Here is a 17011-nt window from a genome sequence, read left to right on the forward strand (position 1 = left end):
TTATTAGTTATTTCCTTGTAATATTTGTAGGACTTACCATTGTTTTTATTGTTCCCCGTTTAAGCCCTATAGATCCTGTTCAACAAATGATTAACACTATAACTATGATGGGAACTTATATGGATCCAGAGGCTATAGAAAAATTAACCGAGACTCTAAAGGATCTTTATGGACTAAGAGGATCGTTATGGCAACAGTATCTAACTTTCTGGGGAAGATTTTTAAGAGGTGATTTTGGACCATCATTTTTTAGATTTCCTGTTCCTGTTATAAAGCTTATTGGAGATTCTCTTCCTTGGACTATAGGACTTTTAAGTATATCGACCTTTTTATCTTGGCTTATAGGAAATATTTTGGGAGGGCTATGCGGTTTCTTTTATCAAAAAAGATGGGCAAGAGCTTTGGAAAATATAGCTATGGTTATTCGCCCAATTCCTTATTATATTTTTGCTTTTATATTATTACTCGTCTTTGGATATTTTTTAAAACTTTTTCCCATAGCAGGAGGTTTTGGTATAGGTTCTACCCCATCCTTTAGTTTAAGATTTATTACAGAACTTATTAGACATGCTTTCCTTCCTCTCTTATCCATGATGACCCTAGGAATTGCAGTTACCCTTCAATCCATGAGATTAATAGTTCAAAATGTTCTAAGAGAAGACTTTATTGTTTTTGCAAAGGCGGGAGGAGTTAGAAACAGAACCCTTCTTTTCAAATATGCCATAAGAAATGCTATGCTTCCTCAGATTACTGGTCTTGCTCTTTCTATGGGTCAAATCTTTGGAGGAGCACTAATAACAGAAATTGTATTTTCCTATCCTGGTATGGGAACTTTACTTTATAACGCAATAAATACTGGAGATTATAATTTAATAATGGGAATAACTGCCATATCCATTATTGGAATTGCAACCTTTATTTTAATTATAGATCTTTTATACCCATTATTTGATCCAAGAATAAGGTATAGATAGGAGGAGAAAGAAAAGTGAATGTATTAAGAGATCTTTTAAGAGATGGGAAATTTAGATTTGGCTTTATAGTTATATGTATCCTTTTATTCTTAGCCTTTTTATCTTTCTTTTGTCCCTATGATCCCACAAGATGGAATATTTTTCCACGGGATCTTCCTCCTTCTTTTCAACATATCTTAGGAACAAACTCAAAGGGACAAGATGTCTTTTGGGAAGCAACCTTTGCCATAAGAAATTCTCTTATTATATCAGTAATTGCAGCACTATTCTCACGAATAATTGCTATAATTGTAGGATTAGTTGCAGGATATTTAGGAGGAAGAGTGGATAGATTTTTAATGTTCTTAAGTGATAGTTTCCTTATCTTACCTCTTCTTCCCATATTGATATTGATATCCTCTCTAATAAAAGGTCATTTAAGTTTATTTTCTTTAGGTATTCTTCTTGGGATATTTGGATGGCCTTGGGATGCAAGATTAATAAGAGCTCAGGTTCTAAGTTTGAGAGAAAGAGAATTTACATATACTTCTATTTTGTCAGGTTATTCAACTCTAAATTTAGTAATAAAAGAGTATTTCCCCTTTGTTCTTCCTTTAGTGTTCTCCACAGTAATTAACAATATGGGATGGAGTATAGGATTAGAAGTAACATTATCTATTTTAGGATTATCAAATCTTGCCATTCCTACCCTTGGAACAACCCTTCACTGGGCAATAAATTATCAAGCTATGCTTCTTGGCATTTGGTGGTGGCTACTAACTCCCATTGTAATTTCAGTGTTTTTATTCATAAGTTTATATCTTCTTTCCGTAAGTATAAGTGAATATTCGGATCCTAGAACAAGAATTCAAAGAATAGGAATAGCAAAGGAGTGAAAAAATGGCGATACTAAAAGCGGAAAATCTAAAATCCTTTTATATATTAGACATTTATGGAAGAAAGCAAATAGTTCAAGCAGTAAATGGGGTTTCCTTAGAAGTTGAAGAAAATGAAATATATGGAATAGCAGGAGAATCAGGCTGTGGAAAAAGCACTTTAGTGAAGGTATTATATGGTATGTTGGAACCCCCATTAACTCTTATTGATGGTAATGTTTTTTATAGAAAAAATGGAGAGTTTATCAGTATATTTACCCTTTCTGAAGAAGAGATTCAAGATCTGAGATGGAAATTTATTTCCTATATTCCTCAAGGATCTATGAACGTTTTAAATCCCGTTATAAAAATTATTGATTCTTTTTGGGACTTTATTGGAGCTCATGTAGCAAAGGATGAAAAAGAGAAGATGGAAAATTCATTATTTGAATTTTTTAAGATGTTAGGCTTACCCTCAAAAACCTTATTTGCCTACCCTCATCAGCTCTCGGGTGGTATGAGGCAAAGGGTAATCGTTGCCTTGGCAACCTTTTTAAACCCGAAAGTAATAATTGCAGACGAGCCAACTACTGCCTTAGATGTAGTAGCCCAAAGGGGAGTATTACAACTTTTAAAGTCTGTTCAGAGTATTTTAAATAATACAATAATTCTTGTTACTCATGATATGGGAGTTCATGCAACAACATCCGATAGGATTGGAATTATGTACGCAGGAAATATAATTGAAGAGGCAAAAACAGAAGAATTATATGAAAATCCTCTTCATCCTTATACCCAATATTTAATAAGATCTTTACCTAAGATAGGGGATAAATCTTATAAAGTAAGTGCCCCAGGAACTCCCCCGTCCCTTGCCAATCCCCCATCAGGCTGTAAGTTTCATCCAAGATGTAACTATGCTATGGAAGAATGTAAAATAAATGTTCCAAAATTTGTGGAGATAAAACCTCAACATAAGGTTGCATGTTTCCTATATTCAAAGGAGGTAGATTCATGACAAATAATAACTATATTCTAAAAGTTGAGAATTTAACAAAGATATTTACTTTAGGAAATATCTTTTCCAGAATAAAAATTGTTGCAGTGAACAATGTATCCTTCGAGATAAAAGAAGGAGAAATATTTACCTTAGCAGGAGAAAGCGGTAGTGGAAAAACTACTGTTGCAAGAATAATTTTGGGATTTCATGAGCCCACCTCAGGAAGAATAATCTACAAAGGAAAGGATATAACAAGTTTAAATAAAGAAAACAGAAATTTCTTTAGAAGAGAGGTACAAGCAATATTCCAGAACCCCTTTGAAACTTTTAATCCCTTGAGAAAAGTCTCTAGCTACTTATATGAAACCTTAGAAAATTTTAATATCACAAAGGAAAATATGGACGAAATAGTAGATAATGCTTTAAGATCAGTAGGATTATCAAGAGAAGAAGTTATAGATAAGTATCCTAGCGAGTTTTCAGGAGGACAGCTTCAAAGAATATCAGTAGCAAGAGCATTAATAACAAAGCCCTCTCTTTTAATCGCAGATGAGCCTGTATCCATGATAGATGCTTCCTTAAGAATGTCCATTGTAAATCTTTTTAAGGATTTAAAAGAGAAAAATAACGTGAGTGTCATATATATAACCCATGACCTTGCCACTGCATATTACATAAGTGATAAGATAGCTATTATGTTCCGAGGAGAAATCGTAGAATTGGGAGAAGTAGAAAAGGTACTAATGAACCCCAAACATCCATACACAATGGTTCTTTACGAATCTATTCCAGAGCCTGATCCCAAAAAGAAGTGGAAAAAACAAATCTCTCTTTCTGCTTTTGAAGAAGAGGAATTCTTATTGAAAGGATGTAAATTTGCAAAAAGATGTTCTTTTGTTATGGATGATTGTACAAAGGAAGAAATTCCATATTTTGAAGCTAACGGTAGAAAAGTTAAATGCTTACTCTATAGATAGGAGGACCAAAAATGGTGGAACTTTCTGAGATTGCATCCGCCTTAATAGAGGGAAATAGAAAAAAGGTTCAGGAATTAGTAGAATTAGCAATTAAAGAAGGTATACCTCCTGAGAGAATACTAAATGAGGGACTACTTGCAGGAATGCAAGTAATAGGAGAAAGATTTAAAAATAATGAAATTTTTGTTCCTGAAGTTCTAATTTCCGCAAGAGCAATGCATGCAGGAATGAACTTATTAAAACCTCTGCTTGCAAAATCTCAAGGAATTTTAAAAGGAAAGGTAGTTATAGGAACTGTAAAAGGAGATCTACATGATATAGGGAAAAATCTTGTTGCAATGATGCTAGAAGGAGCAGGTTATCAAGTAATTGATCTAGGAATAGATGTGGATGCTGAAAAATTTGTAGAAGCAGTTAAAACTCATAATCCTGATATATTAGGAATGTCCGCTTTATTAACCACAACTATGCCTTATATGAGAACAACTATCGAAGCTCTAGAGAAAGAAGGAGTAAGGGATAAGGTTAAGGTAATTGTGGGAGGAGCACCTGTTACCGAAGAATTTGCAAAGGAGATAGGTGCAGATGGATACGCAGATTCTGCAAGTTCTGCTGTAGAATTAGTTGATAATCTCTTGGGAATAAAAAGTGCCTAAAATAACAATATATCCTGAAAATATTGAAATATACATTTCTGAAGAAGAAAATCTTTTAAGAGTATTACAAAAAAATAAAATAGGGATAAATTCCTACTGTGGAGGAGAAGGATGGTGTGGAAAATGCAAAGTACTAGTAAAAGAAGGAAATCCTTCTCCTCTTACTTTAAAGGAAAAAAGAATCTTAACAGAAGAAGAAATAGAAAAGAGAATAAGACTTGCCTGCCAGATAAGAGTTAAAGAGGATATTAAAATAGAAGTATTAAACAGAATAAAAGAATTAGATATTATTTATCGATTTAATTTAGATTTAAATCTAGAGTTTAATCCAGTAATTTCTATTCAAAGTTTTTCCCTTCCTTTGCCTAATCTTTATGATCAAACTTCTGATACAGAAAGATTATTAAGGGCAAAAAAGGGCTTAAAAATTAAAAATATAAATCTTATAAGAAAAATTCCAAGGTTTTTAAGGGAAAATAATTTTCAAGGTAAATTAGTTATATATGAAGATGAGATTATAGATATAAGAGAGGAAGAATTTGATTCTCCTTTAGGAGTTGCCTTTGATATAGGGACCACGACTTTAGTAGGATATCTTTTAGATTTAAAAAGAGGCAAAGAAATAGATATAATTACCTATTTAAATCCCCAGAGTTTTTATGGAAGTGATATAATCTCAAGAATAACCTATGCTATAAATTCCAAGGATGGAATAAAAATTTTAAAAGAAACAATTCTTTCTTCCCTTAAAGAGATGATAGAAACTATTTGCTCTAAAAATAACTTATCTCCAAAGGACATATATGCCTTTTCCATCGCAGGAAATCCTACTATGGTTCATCTTCTCTTGGGAATAAATCCAGAATATATCTCTGTTTCTCCCTATGTTCCTGTAATATCTTCAGGAATGATCTTAGATTCTCAAGATTTAGATCTTAATATTTCTCCTTTTGCAAAAGTTTATATTCTACCTAATATTTCGGGATATGTAGGAGGAGATATAATAGCGGGAATTTTAGCAATAGGATTATGGAAGGAGAAGGGAAATATATTGTTTGTAGACGTAGGAACCAATGGAGAAATTGTATTAAAAACCAAGAAGGGAATATTCTCCTGTGCTACAGCAGCAGGACCTGCCTTTGAAGGGGGACATATAAGCTCTGGAATGATAGCAAAGGAAGGAGCTATTAATCGTGTTTGGTTAGAAAATAATGATGTGAAATTCAGCGTTATAGGAGATAAAAAGGAAGAAGGAATCTGTGGTTCAGGAATAATAGATGCAGTAAAAGTAATGTTGGATCTTAATATTATTGATAAAACAGGAAGATTTAATAAAGGGGAATACTTTTCCCTAGGAGACGTAAAAATTACCCAAAGGGATATAAGAGAATTTCAGCTTGCAAAATCCGCTATAAGAACGGGAATAGAAATTTTGTTAAAGGATGCAAAGACGACTTTTAATAATATCGATAAGATATATTTAGCAGGAGCCTTTGGAAACTATTTAAATAAAGATAGCATTCTAAGAATTGGGTTATTGCCTCCTATTAATCCTGAAAAAATTATTTTTGTAGGAAACTCCGCAGGAAAAGGTGCGGAATTAGTTCTTCTTAACAAAGACTTTATAGATTTGGCAGAAAAACTAAGAAAAGAAATTATCTATATAGAGCTTTCAGGAAGAAAGGATTTTCAAGACTATTTTGTGGAATTTATGTACTTTTAAAAGAAGGAGGATTTCTATGGTAACAAGGAAAACTTTTAGAGAATTAGCGTATTTATCAAAGGATGAAGTTGTCTTTGGAAGGGCCAAGTATCCTTTAGAATGTGGTTTTGGTGTAGAGATAGGAAAAGGAAAGGTTTTGCCTGAAGTTAATTTTACCCTTCCTCCTATGAGCATTAATGAGAATAACATATCTGAAGTTAGAAAGAGATTTAAAGATATGGTAAGTCGTATATTGAATAAAGCAGTAGAATTAGAGCAGGAATCATTGGTTTTAGAATTTGAACATCTTTATGAGCTTACAAAGAATCCTGAATGGGGAGCAATTATTACCTCTGATATTAAAAAAATAATGGAAGAATTTAATAATAAATACGGTCTGAAATCTGCATTGAGAGTTACAATAGCGGATATTAGAGATCAAGAAAGACCACCCAAAATGAGAACAGGAAAATTAACGGAAATCATGCTTAAGTCCTTTGAATTATGTGCAAAGGAAGGAGCGGATATATTATCCATAGAAAGCACCGGAGGAAAAGAAATCCATGATAGAGCATTATTAGAAGGAGATTTAGAGGGAATAGTCTTTTCCCTAGGAGTTCTTGCAGAAAGGGACATGGAATTTTTGTGGGAAAATATTGTGAAGATTTCAAAAAAATACAATGTAATACCAGGAGGAGATACTGCATGTGGCTTTGCTAATACAGCTATGCAACTTTCCCATCAAGGCATGCTACCTAAAGTATTAGCGTCTGTGGTTCGTTTAATGAGTGCTCCACGTTCTCTAATTGCCATTGAGATGGGAGCTTTAGGTCCCTTAAAGGACTGTGGCTATGAGAATCCTATCCTAAAAATAATAACAGGAGTTCCCATAAGTATGGAGGGAAAAAGTAGTGCCTGTGCCCATTCCTCTCCTCTTGGAAATATATCATCCTATGCTTGTGATCTATGGAGTAATGAATCAGTTCAGGATGTAAGACTTCTTTCGGGATTTGCTCCTGAAGTATTTACAGAAATTCTTATTTATGATTGTAGATTAATGAATACTGCATTAAAAACAGGTTTTGAAAAAAATCTAAGGGATTTATTTATCTTATCTGATATTTATTTAGATCCTCAAGCTTTAGTAATGAGTTTAGATGTTGCCTATGAATCCGCAAAGAAAATTGTAAGTGTAGAAAATAATTATCAAAGAACATTAGAGTTAGGAAAATATGCTATCTCTATCCTAAAGGATTCTTTGGAAAAAGGGGAGATAGAAATCAAGGCAAGAGAAAAAAGTTGGCTTTATAAGCTTCAAGAAGATTTGGAAAGTCTACCCCAAAATTATGAAGAAATTTTTGAAAGGATTTGCGAGAATTATAAAGATCTATTCTTAAAAGAAGAATATGGATTTTAAGGGTGATAATTATGGAAAATTTCAAAAAGTATGATATGTGCTGGTTAGAATATAAGCCTCTGGAAAATAGAGAAGAATATAAAGAATGGGAAAACGTTGTTATACTTGAAAATTACTATAATATAAAACCGTGTGTTGAAGAACTTAAGCTCTTCTTTCAAAATTCTTTAAATATAGACCTAAAATTTTATAAGAATTTTATAGAAAAACCTTCAATTATTATTGGAAAACTTGAGAAAATAAAAGAAATATTTAGAATAGCAAAAGATTTGGAAAATCTAATTAACGATGAGGGATTTGTAATAAAACATATTAATTCAAAGGATATTCCAAGAATCATAATTACAGGAAAGAGTTTAAATTCCTTAATTTATGGAGTCTTTGAATTTATAAAGAGGATTAGGCTAAAGGAAAAAATTACTAGTTTAGATACTTTTGAAAATCCAAAAGTAAAATTCAGGATGATAAATCACTGGGATAATTTGGATGGAACCATTGAGAGAGGATATGCAGGAAATTCTATATTCTTTAAGGACAACAAGATCATATATTCTGAGAGAATTAAAGATTATGCAAGACTTTTAGCTTCTATAGGAATAAATGCTATAGTTCTAAATAATGTAAATGTTAAAAAGAAGGAAGTAGAATTGATTGAGAAACATTATCTTAAAAAGCTTCTAAGAATTGCAAAAATATTTGAGAGTTATGGAATTAAAATATATCTTTCTATAAATTTTGCCTCTCCTATATATTTGGGAGGATTAAGTACTGCGGATCCTCTCTCCTACGAAGTAGCTTTATGGTGGAAGAAAAAGGCAGAAGAAATTTATAATATTATACCTAATTTTGGTGGATTCTTAGTTAAAGCAGATTCAGAGTTTAACCCAGGACCCCATATGTACGGAAGAACCCACGGAGATGGAGCAAATATGCTAGCAAAAGCTCTTGCTCCCTTTAATGGACATGTAATCTGGAGAGCCTTTGTATATAACTGCATGCAAGACTGGAGAGATACAAAAACTGATAGAGCTAAAGCTGCATATGATAATTTTAAACCCTTAGATGGGGTCTTTGATGATAATGTTATTTTGCAGATAAAATATGGGCCCATGGATTTTCAGGTAAGAGAACCTGTTTCTCCTCTTTTTGGAGCTTTAGAAAAAACAAATCAAATTCTTGAACTACAGATAACTCAGGAATATACTGGTCAACAGATTCATCTCTGCTATTTAGGAACCTTATGGAAAGAGATTTTAGAGTTTGATACTTATGCAAAGGGAGAAGGATCTACGGTTAAAAAAATTCTTGAGGGAAAAGTATTTAGTAATAAAAATTACGGTTTTGCTGGAGTTTCCAATATTGGAGATAGTATAAACTGGACAGGACATGATTTAGCTCAAGCAAATCTTTGGACTTTTGGAAGGCTCTCATGGAATCCTGACGAAAACGTAGAAAAGATAGTGAATGAATGGATAAGATTAACCTTTGGGGATGATAAAAAAGTCATTGAAAATATCTCGTATATGCTTTTGAATTCTCATAGAATATATGAGAAATATACTACTCCTCTTGGTTTAGGATGGATGGTAAATCCTGGCAGCCATTATGGTCCAAATCCAGAAGGATATGAATATTCTCATTGGGGAACATATCATAGAGCGGATTTTAAAGCTATAGGAGTTGATAGAACTTCTAGCGGAACAGGCTTTACCCTTCAGTATTATTCTCCCTGGAGGGAAATTTTTGACGACATTAAAAAATGTCCTGAGGAGTTAATATTGTTTTTCCACAGAGTTCCTTATGATTTTAAGCTAAAATCGGGAAAAACCCTATTACAATTTATATACGATTCCCACTTTGAAGGAGCGGAAGAGACAGAAATCTTAAAAGAGAAATGGCTAGAACTTGAAGGGAAAATTGAAAAAAGCAAATTTGAAAGGGTATTAGAAAAATTAAACCAACAAATTTGGCATGCCAAGGAATGGAGGGATGTAATCAACACATATTTTTATAGAAAAACAGGAATTCCCGATGAAAAGGGAAGAAAAATTTATCCTTGAGGAGGAAAAAGTAAATGAACGAAAAACAATGGGAAATAATACTAAATTGTGCAAATCTTAAACCTTTAGATAAAATTCCTATTGGTTTAATTGTTGATAGCCCATGGATTCCTGGATTTCTCGGTATTTCCCATTTGAAGTTTTATGCAATTCCTGAAATATGGCTAAATTCCTATTTTGAGATTAAAAGAAGATTTCCTGAGATAATTTTTATTCCAGACTTTTGGGTAGAATATGGAATGGCTCAGGAACCTTCTGGTTTTGGAGCAAAAATTACTTTTAATGAGAACTCTACACCAAATATTCATCCCATTATTCCTTCTGCGGATGATCTAGGAGAATATTTAAAAAAAATAAAAACTCCAAATCCTAAAACCGATGGTTTTATGCCCTTTATTTTAGAATTTTACAAATATGTAGAACCTAAAATAAAAGAAAAGGGAGAATTTATAAAGATTGTTGCATCAAGAGGTCCCTTTGCCATTGCGTCCCATATTATGGGAGTATCTGAATTTTTAATATCAGTAAAAATATATCCTGAAGAAGCAAAAAAACTTATTGATATTACCACTAATCTAGTTATTGATTGGCTTTCTGCTCAAATAGAAATATTAAGAGATTCCGAGGGAATTCTTGTATTAGACGACATAGTAGGATTCTTCTCTGAAGAGGATTATCTAGAATTTTGCCATCCATCCTTGAAAAGAATTTTTTCTTATTTTAATTTTCCCGTAAAAATCTATCACAACGACACAAATAACCCTGTCTTTTATAAATATCTTCCTGATTTAGGGATAAATATATTTAATTTCACCCATCTTCAAAACATAAAGGATGTTTACGAAAAAACCCAAGGGAAGATTTGTCTTATGGGAAATATTCCTCCTTTAGACGTGCTAGTAAAGGGAACTCCTGAAGACGTTAAAAAGTATGCTAAAGATATATTAAAAGAATTCTCCTCAAAAAGGGGACTTATTCTTTCTGCAGGAGGAGGAGTATCTCCAGGAACTCCTGAAGAAAATATAAGAGCTTTAATTGAGATAGTAGGAATTTAAAATCTCTATTTAAAACTAAAAAAATTCATGGTATAATTTACATAAAACGGTTGCGCAATTGTTAGGTAAAAGGAGGTGAGATTTAAAATTTCTATCTTTTAAAAATTTTCTAAAGGAGGGATAGTTGTGAGAAGTCACCAAAATTTAATTAAGTTTTTAGCTATTTTACTGATAGTTTCTCTTATTAGTGGATGTCAACCTCCTTTAAAACCACCGGCGGCACCAAGTAATTTACAAGCGGAAGCGCTATCTAAAACGGAAATAAGATTAACTTGGAAGGATAATTCAAATAATGAGGACGGATTTAAAATCGAAAGAAAAACCACTGATGGAACATACACTTTAATTGGAAGTGTAGGTGCCAATGTTACAACTTATACTGATACGAATCTGAATCCCGCAACTACATATTATTATAGAGTATATGCCTATAACTCTGCAGGAAATAGCGGATATTCTAATGAGGCATCAGCAACTACATTAGCTCCTGGTGCTCCAAATCCTCCTTCCAATCTGCAAGCTGTAGTACAATTCCCCAATAAGATTGTTTTAAGTTGGCAAGACAACTCAGAGGACGAGGAGGGATTTAAAATCTATAGAAAGCTTCCAGGAGGAAATTGGGAGCTTATTGGAACTGTTGGTGCAAATATAACTCAACATGAGGAAACACCTCCTGTTTTAACTCTACTTGAATATAGAGTAACAGCATATAGTGCTTATGGAGAAAGTACTCCTGCAACAGCAAGTGTTCAAGGATTTATCCTTATTTCAACCTTTGAAGAAGGAACAGGAGCTTGGTATGGAAGAGGTGGATGTTCCATCGAAAGAAGTTCTACTGTAGCAAACACAGGACAATATTCCTTAAGAGTCTTCGGAAGAGATGCTACCTGGAAGGGACCTGCAATAACACTATATGCAAGTAATGTAAATACTATCACTCCAGGAAAAACTTATCGTATATACATATGGGGATATCAAAGTACGGGAGACACTCAAAGTCTTACTGTAACTATGGAAAGAAAGTTACAAGATGGTAGTACAAGATGGGATACCATAGTATGGCGACACCCTACACCCACAAATACATGGACTCTCCTCTCAGGAACATATACTTTTCCTGCGAATTTAGGAACACAAACAGATACAATAAGAGCCGATCTTTATGTGGAATCTCCAAATGCCTCATTGGAATTTTATATCGATGATGTTGCTATTGTAGAAAGACCTTAAAAAAATTACTATATCTCTCCCCTGGGATAATATAGTCCCAGGGGAGAAGAATTTAAGTTAAGGGGGGAAAAATTTTGAAAAAGTACAGTATATTTATTTTGATAGTTATTTATTTATACTCTCTTTTTATTACAGGATGCGCAAGACCAATAGAAGTACCATCAACTTCTCCAGCTCCCTCTGAACCTATTCCTAAGACTGAAGTTCAAATTCCAAAGGCAGAAGAAATAAAAGGACTTATTCTCTTAACCACTTTTGAAACAGGGGAAGAAGGATGGCAACCTTTTGGAGGAGGGGTAAAGATAAGTATTTCTGAAAAAGTCGCTCGTTCTGGAAAATTTAGTCTTTACGTTGAAGGAAGAAGTGCTGGATGGCATGGAGCCCAAATACCTCTAAAAAATATCCTGCAACCTGGAAAAACTTATAATATCTCAACCTGGATTTACCAAGAAAGTGGAACTGATCAAAGAATGATCTTAACTATGAGAAGAAAATACAGTACTGACGAAAGTACTCAGTATAACTGGATCAGAGCTCAATTTGTACCTAATAAAAAATGGACAGAGTTTAGAGGATCATACAGTATACCATCAGGTGCAATAATTGAGGATTTAGCTTTATATATAGAAGCTCCTGATAATGCGAATCTTACATTTTATATTGATGATTTAGTTATAACAGAAAAAGGATCCTCCTTTAAATTAAATCCTGAGCTATTAACCCTTATATCTAAGTATATCAAATAAAAGATTGAACATTATAAGCCCCTCCATATTGGAGGGGCTTTTTATTAAATTACCAACTTATGGATATTGAATTTTCCACAACAAATTTTTCTTGATCTACAGGTGTGGGTGAGGAAGTTATTACTCTTGCTCTAAACCATCGCTCAGAGGGATCATATCTATAATAAGCCCTCAAAATATTAGTTGCAGGTCCAATTAAAGTTGTAAGATCTATATACCACGCAAGATTTGGATCCTGAGCAAATTCTACAGTAGATCTATATCCAATCCATGCATTTATTTTACCAAGAGTTCCTAAGGGGATACTTGCAGAACCTATAAGAACTGTTCCATTTATATCGTTATAACTAAGATCAAGGGAGAAAGTCCCTATAGGTAATCCTTGAGTTATTTTAGCTCCTAACACCCAATTTGCAGTTACCCATGCAGGTTTAACTGGATTACTCGAAGCATATTCTCCATATATTTCCAAATTTGAAAAAGGCTTGATTTCTCCTCCAAAGGAAAGTACCGAAGTATAAGTATTCGGAGTACCATAAGGAGATCCACCAGTAAAGAATTCAGATTTATAAATTCCCCATATGTTAATGGGAATATTTGCAAATTTAAAATTTGTGTCCGCCCTTACCACTAATGTTCCTTGAGTATAAGTATAAAGTTTACCCTCGGTGGTAGTAGGAGCATAAGCCAAGGTAATTTTTAAAGGAGTATTTAATACTGCTCTAATCCCTGTTCCCCCACTGAGAGCTCCTAAAAAAGGATAATATTTATAACTTGGTCCCATTCTTCCCACCAATTTTGTTCCAGGAACACTCAGCCTATTCACTGCTAAAGTTAAATCTAACAAGTTTGCAATTTGAGATAAAGTTATTTCATGTTGTTGCCACCAACCTAGACTTCCTCCACTCCAGTAACCAAAACCTAATCCAAATAAAGCAGAAACATTCTGGCGAGAAACCGAAGACCAAATAACAGTTCCTGTAGATTCAAAATATGATTTTTCTTGTGGCCATAATCTAATGTTAAAACCTGCAGTAACAGCATAAGCCGGAACAATAATAAAAAATAATAAGATAAAAAGCAAAATCAATTTTTTCATTTTAGCACCTCCTATTTTCTTAATGAAGATAATTTAAATTTTGTTTTTAAGAGTTTTAAATCACCTCCTTATTAATTATGATTAAATCGCATTGCGCAATCGTTTATTTTGATTTATAATTAATTATAATTTGTATTCTTTAAAAAGTCAAATATAAATTTATGCTTTTTCTTCTTCTACCTTTTTAGTATAATGAATAAAACTTTAATAAGAAGTTGTGGAGGTGCAATGATGGATATAAGAGTGGAGAAAGGATTTACAAAGGAGAGAATAGAAAAAGACATATTAGAATATCTAAAAGGATTAGCCCATAAGTGCAGAGGAGATATTTTAAAGATGACCACATTAGCAGGATCAGGCCATCCAGGAGGCTCCATGTCCTCTATTGAAATGTATCTTACTCTTTTTTTCTTTGCTAATGTAGATCCTAAAAATCCAAGAAATCCTGACAGAGATAGGATAATAATAAGTCATGGACATACATCTCCTGGAGTTTATTCTGCCCTTGGAAATTTAGGATTCTTTGATATTGATAAAGCAATAGCTTATTTTAGGCTTGCAGGAAGTATGTTTGAGGGACATGTGGAAAGATATGTTCCAGGAGTGGAATGGAGTACTGGGAACTTAGGGCAAGGACTTTCTGCAGGATGTGGTATGGCTCTCTCCGCAAGACTTCTTAAAAAAGATTTTCATGTCTTTGTGGTAATGGGAGATGGAGAACAACAAAAGGGACAAATTTCTGAGGCAAGAAGATTTGCAGTAAAATATAATCTTTCTAATTTAACTGTCCTTATTGATTATAATAAACTTCAATTATCAGGTCCCTTATCTTCTATTATGCCTCAGAATATAAAAGAAAATTATCTTTCTGATGGATGGGAAGTAATAGAAGTAGATGGCCATGATTTCCAAGATATATATCAAGGTATAAGAAAGGCAATTTCCGATGGAAAACCCACAGCAATTTTAGCCCACACAGTAATGGGGAAAGGTGTTTCCTTTATGGAGAATAAGTTTGAGTTTCATGGAAGGGCATTAAAGATAGACGAATATAAAAAAGCATTAGAGGAACTGGGAATAGAGGATGATTTGGAGAAGTACAGGAAGATGAGAGAAGAATTTAAGAGTGGAGAAAAACATGTTATAGAGATAGAGCCAGTGAATATAGATACTGGAGAGCCCTTTACCTATACCCCTGATGTAAAGATAGATAATAGATCTTCCTTTGGAAAAGCATTAAAGAATCTTGCAGAGTTAAATATTGGAAAAGAAGGAAGAACTCCTATTGCAGTTTTTGATTGTGATTTAGTGGAATCGGTAAGAACTCATGAATTTGAAAAGGTTGCTCCAGATAACTTTTTTGAGGGAGGAATACAGGAGCACAACACAGCAACTATAGCAGGAGCTTTATCTACTCAAGGAGTCTTAACCTTCTTTGCGGATTTTGGGGTTTTTGGAGTAGATGAGACCTATAATCAACATAGATTAAATGATATTAACTTCACAAATTTAAAAGTAGTAGTAACCCATTGTGGTTTGGATGTGGGAGAAGATGGAAAAACCCATCAATGCATAGATTATATTGGTCTACCAAGGAACCTTTTTGGTTTTAAGATTATTGTTCCTGCGGATGCAAATCAGACCGATAGAGTAATAAGATATATAGCAAAGGAAAAAGGAAATTTCTTAGTTGCCATGGGAAGATCCGCTCTTCCCATAATAACCGATGAGAATGGAAATCCTTTCTTTGGAGGAGATTACAAGTTTATTTACGGAAAGATGGACAAGATAAGGGATGGAGATAAGGGAGCAATAATCACTATGGGAAGTATGGTATTTAGGGCAGTTCAGGCTTGGGAAAAATTAAAGGAAATGGGAATAAAGGTAAAGGTTTTTAATTTTTCCACACCTAAAGAGATAGACTGGGATTCTTTAAAGGAGGCAGTAGATACAGGATTAGTTATAACCTATGAAGATCATAATGTCCATACTGGAATAGGAAGCATTATTGGGAATGCCATAGCAGAAAAGGGATTTAAAGTTAAGTTTATAAAATTAGGGGTAAAAGAATACGGAGCATCGGGAAAACCTGATGATCTTTTTAAACTTCAAGGTTTAGATGTAAACTCTTTAGTTAACGTAATAAAGGAAAATATATAAAAATAATGGGGACCTTTTGGTCCCCTTATCTTCTAAATATTTTCTCCCCTGTATTAGGCCAGATAATCTTCTCCTCTTGAAGCATGTTAAAGGCAGAGAGTTCCAATTTTTCCGCAAAACTTTCTTCTCCTCTGGCCCTAATTTCTCTTAATAATCGAGCATATAATCTTTCTACCTCTTGAGCTAAAAAGGTAATTTCCTCTTGAGACTCAATGTAGCAGTTCCAAGTTTTTCTATCAAAGGTTATTTTTAATGGTCCTTGGGTTCTTTCAAGAGGAAGAAGGATAAGCTCTGTAGCGTTTTGTCCCCATCTTTCAACTAGCATTTTTGCAATATTCGATAGAATTCTCTGGGAAAAACCTATAATTTTTTTCCTTTCTTCTTTTTCCCACTCTTCAAAGTAATCCACCAAAGGAATACCTTCTATAACAAATACATTTAAGTTTCCCTTTGGAGGTAAAACTCCAGGAAGAACATTTAGAGGAGTTCCTTTTTGGAAAAGCCAATATTTAACTTCAGAGGAACTCTCATAAAAAACTACCCCACTAAAACCTCTTTTCTGAAGAAGGGCAAAAAATCTACTAGGAATTATAGTATCTACATCCAATTGGGTATAGAGGGGTTTTCCTATATAAAGACCTGCGAGGGCAATAATGAGACTCTTATCTATATTATAAAAACTTACCTTGCCAATTCCTGAATAGATCTGTTGAACTAAGAAATTTATGGAGCTTAAATCATCATACTCTAAAATATTTAGTATTCTTGCAAGAAAAGCTTTTCCTTGATGAATTAGTACAATTTCTCTAATCTTCTCATCCCAATAATAAAGCACTCCTGTTGATTTTTCCTTTCTTATTTTGGAAAGAAAACGATCAAAATTTAAAAGATAAGAAGGTAAATCCCCAAACTCTAAGTTTTTCTTGTCGAGGAGCTTTGTGATATCCTCCATTTTACCCCTCTTTTCTCCAAAACTTTCATTTTTAATTTATCATAAATTTCAAATTTAGAAAAGAGCCTTTTAAAAATTTGCCTGAAAAAAAGAAAAATAATAAAATTAAAAGAAATTAAAGGAAGGAGG

At 33.4% G+C, this 17011-nt stretch carries 14 protein-coding genes; 12 read left to right on the forward strand and 2 right to left on the reverse strand.

Going from position 1 to position 17011, the window contains the following annotated elements:
- Window positions 1-2: 2 nt before the first annotated feature.
- From NZ841_02780 to NZ841_02830, 11 genes are all read left to right on the forward strand, one after another.
- Window positions 3-974, forward strand: a complete 972-nt coding sequence (locus tag NZ841_02780) for an ABC transporter permease (protein MCS7201681.1) — start codon at window positions 3-5, stop codon at window positions 972-974.
- Window positions 975-988: 14 nt separating this feature from the next.
- Window positions 989-1849, forward strand: coding sequence for an ABC transporter permease (locus NZ841_02785; protein MCS7201682.1), 861 nt, complete (start codon window positions 989-991; stop codon window positions 1847-1849).
- A 4-nt stretch (window positions 1850-1853) separates the two neighbouring features.
- On the forward strand, window positions 1854-2846 hold the full coding sequence (locus NZ841_02790; protein MCS7201683.1) for an ABC transporter ATP-binding protein: 993 nt from the start codon (window positions 1854-1856) through the stop codon (window positions 2844-2846).
- Window positions 2843-3805: an ABC transporter ATP-binding protein gene (locus NZ841_02795; protein ID MCS7201684.1), complete on the forward strand. Its 963-nt coding sequence runs from the start codon at window positions 2843-2845 to the stop codon at window positions 3803-3805. Before NZ841_02790 ends, NZ841_02795 begins: the two co-directional genes overlap by 4 nt.
- An 11-nt stretch (window positions 3806-3816) precedes the next feature.
- Window positions 3817-4461, forward strand: coding sequence for a corrinoid protein (locus NZ841_02800; GenBank protein MCS7201685.1), 645 nt, complete (start codon window positions 3817-3819; stop codon window positions 4459-4461).
- Window positions 4454-6184, forward strand: a complete 1731-nt coding sequence (locus NZ841_02805) for an ASKHA domain-containing protein (GenBank protein MCS7201686.1) — start codon at window positions 4454-4456, stop codon at window positions 6182-6184. Before NZ841_02800 ends, NZ841_02805 begins: the two co-directional genes overlap by 8 nt.
- A gap of 16 nt (window positions 6185-6200) precedes the next feature.
- Window positions 6201-7580 (forward strand): hypothetical protein, encoded by a 1380-nt coding sequence (locus NZ841_02810; GenBank protein ID MCS7201687.1) that lies wholly within the window; start codon window positions 6201-6203, stop codon window positions 7578-7580.
- Between the two features lie 11 nt (window positions 7581-7591).
- Window positions 7592-9640: an alpha-glucuronidase gene (locus NZ841_02815; protein ID MCS7201688.1), complete on the forward strand. Its 2049-nt coding sequence runs from the start codon at window positions 7592-7594 to the stop codon at window positions 9638-9640.
- 14 nt (window positions 9641-9654) lie between these two features.
- Window positions 9655-10695, forward strand: a complete 1041-nt coding sequence (locus NZ841_02820; protein MCS7201689.1) for a uroporphyrinogen decarboxylase family protein — start codon at window positions 9655-9657, stop codon at window positions 10693-10695.
- 126 nt (window positions 10696-10821) lie between these two features.
- Window positions 10822-11925, forward strand: coding sequence for a carbohydrate binding domain-containing protein (locus NZ841_02825; protein MCS7201690.1), 1104 nt, complete (start codon window positions 10822-10824; stop codon window positions 11923-11925).
- 74 nt (window positions 11926-11999) lie between these two features.
- On the forward strand, window positions 12000-12671 hold the full coding sequence (locus tag NZ841_02830) for a carbohydrate binding domain-containing protein (protein MCS7201691.1): 672 nt from the start codon (window positions 12000-12002) through the stop codon (window positions 12669-12671).
- Between the two features lie 49 nt (window positions 12672-12720).
- On the opposite strand, the gene NZ841_02835 is transcribed toward NZ841_02830, so the two are convergent.
- Window positions 12721-13770, reverse strand: coding sequence for a hypothetical protein (locus tag NZ841_02835; protein ID MCS7201692.1), 1050 nt, complete (start codon window positions 13768-13770; stop codon window positions 12721-12723).
- A gap of 231 nt (window positions 13771-14001) precedes the next feature.
- Here NZ841_02835 and NZ841_02840 point away from each other — a divergent pair, with 231 nt between their 5' ends.
- Window positions 14002-15930, forward strand: coding sequence for a transketolase (locus tag NZ841_02840; GenBank protein MCS7201693.1), 1929 nt, complete (start codon window positions 14002-14004; stop codon window positions 15928-15930).
- A 25-nt stretch (window positions 15931-15955) separates the two neighbouring features.
- Here NZ841_02840 and NZ841_02845 read toward each other — a convergent pair whose 3' ends face one another.
- Window positions 15956-16882 (reverse strand): hypothetical protein, encoded by a 927-nt coding sequence (locus tag NZ841_02845; GenBank protein ID MCS7201694.1) that lies wholly within the window; start codon window positions 16880-16882, stop codon window positions 15956-15958.
- Between the last annotated feature and the right edge of the window lie 129 nt (window positions 16883-17011).

This window comes from Dictyoglomus sp. (genome assembly GCA_025060475.1).
Classification (GTDB): domain Bacteria; phylum Dictyoglomota; class Dictyoglomia; order Dictyoglomales; family Dictyoglomaceae; genus NZ13-RE01.

Coding starts and splice junctions, on each gene's coding strand:
- NZ841_02790 (MCS7201683.1), top strand. CDS start 1,854: ATGGCGATACTAAAAGCGGAAAATCTAAAATCCTTTTATATATTAGAC.
- NZ841_02795 (MCS7201684.1), top strand. CDS start 2,843: ATGACAAATAATAACTATATTCTAAAAGTTGAGAATTTAACAAAGATA.
- NZ841_02800 (MCS7201685.1), top strand. CDS start 3,817: ATGGTGGAACTTTCTGAGATTGCATCCGCCTTAATAGAGGGAAATAGA.
- NZ841_02810 (MCS7201687.1), top strand. CDS start 6,201: ATGGTAACAAGGAAAACTTTTAGAGAATTAGCGTATTTATCAAAGGAT.
- NZ841_02815 (MCS7201688.1), top strand. CDS start 7,592: ATGGAAAATTTCAAAAAGTATGATATGTGCTGGTTAGAATATAAGCCT.
- NZ841_02820 (MCS7201689.1), top strand. CDS start 9,655: ATGAACGAAAAACAATGGGAAATAATACTAAATTGTGCAAATCTTAAA.
- NZ841_02835 (MCS7201692.1), bottom strand. CDS start 13,770: ATGAAAAAATTGATTTTGCTTTTTATCTTATTATTTTTTATTATTGTT.
- NZ841_02840 (MCS7201693.1), top strand. CDS start 14,002: ATGGATATAAGAGTGGAGAAAGGATTTACAAAGGAGAGAATAGAAAAA.
- NZ841_02845 (MCS7201694.1), bottom strand. CDS start 16,882: ATGGAGGATATCACAAAGCTCCTCGACAAGAAAAACTTAGAGTTTGGG.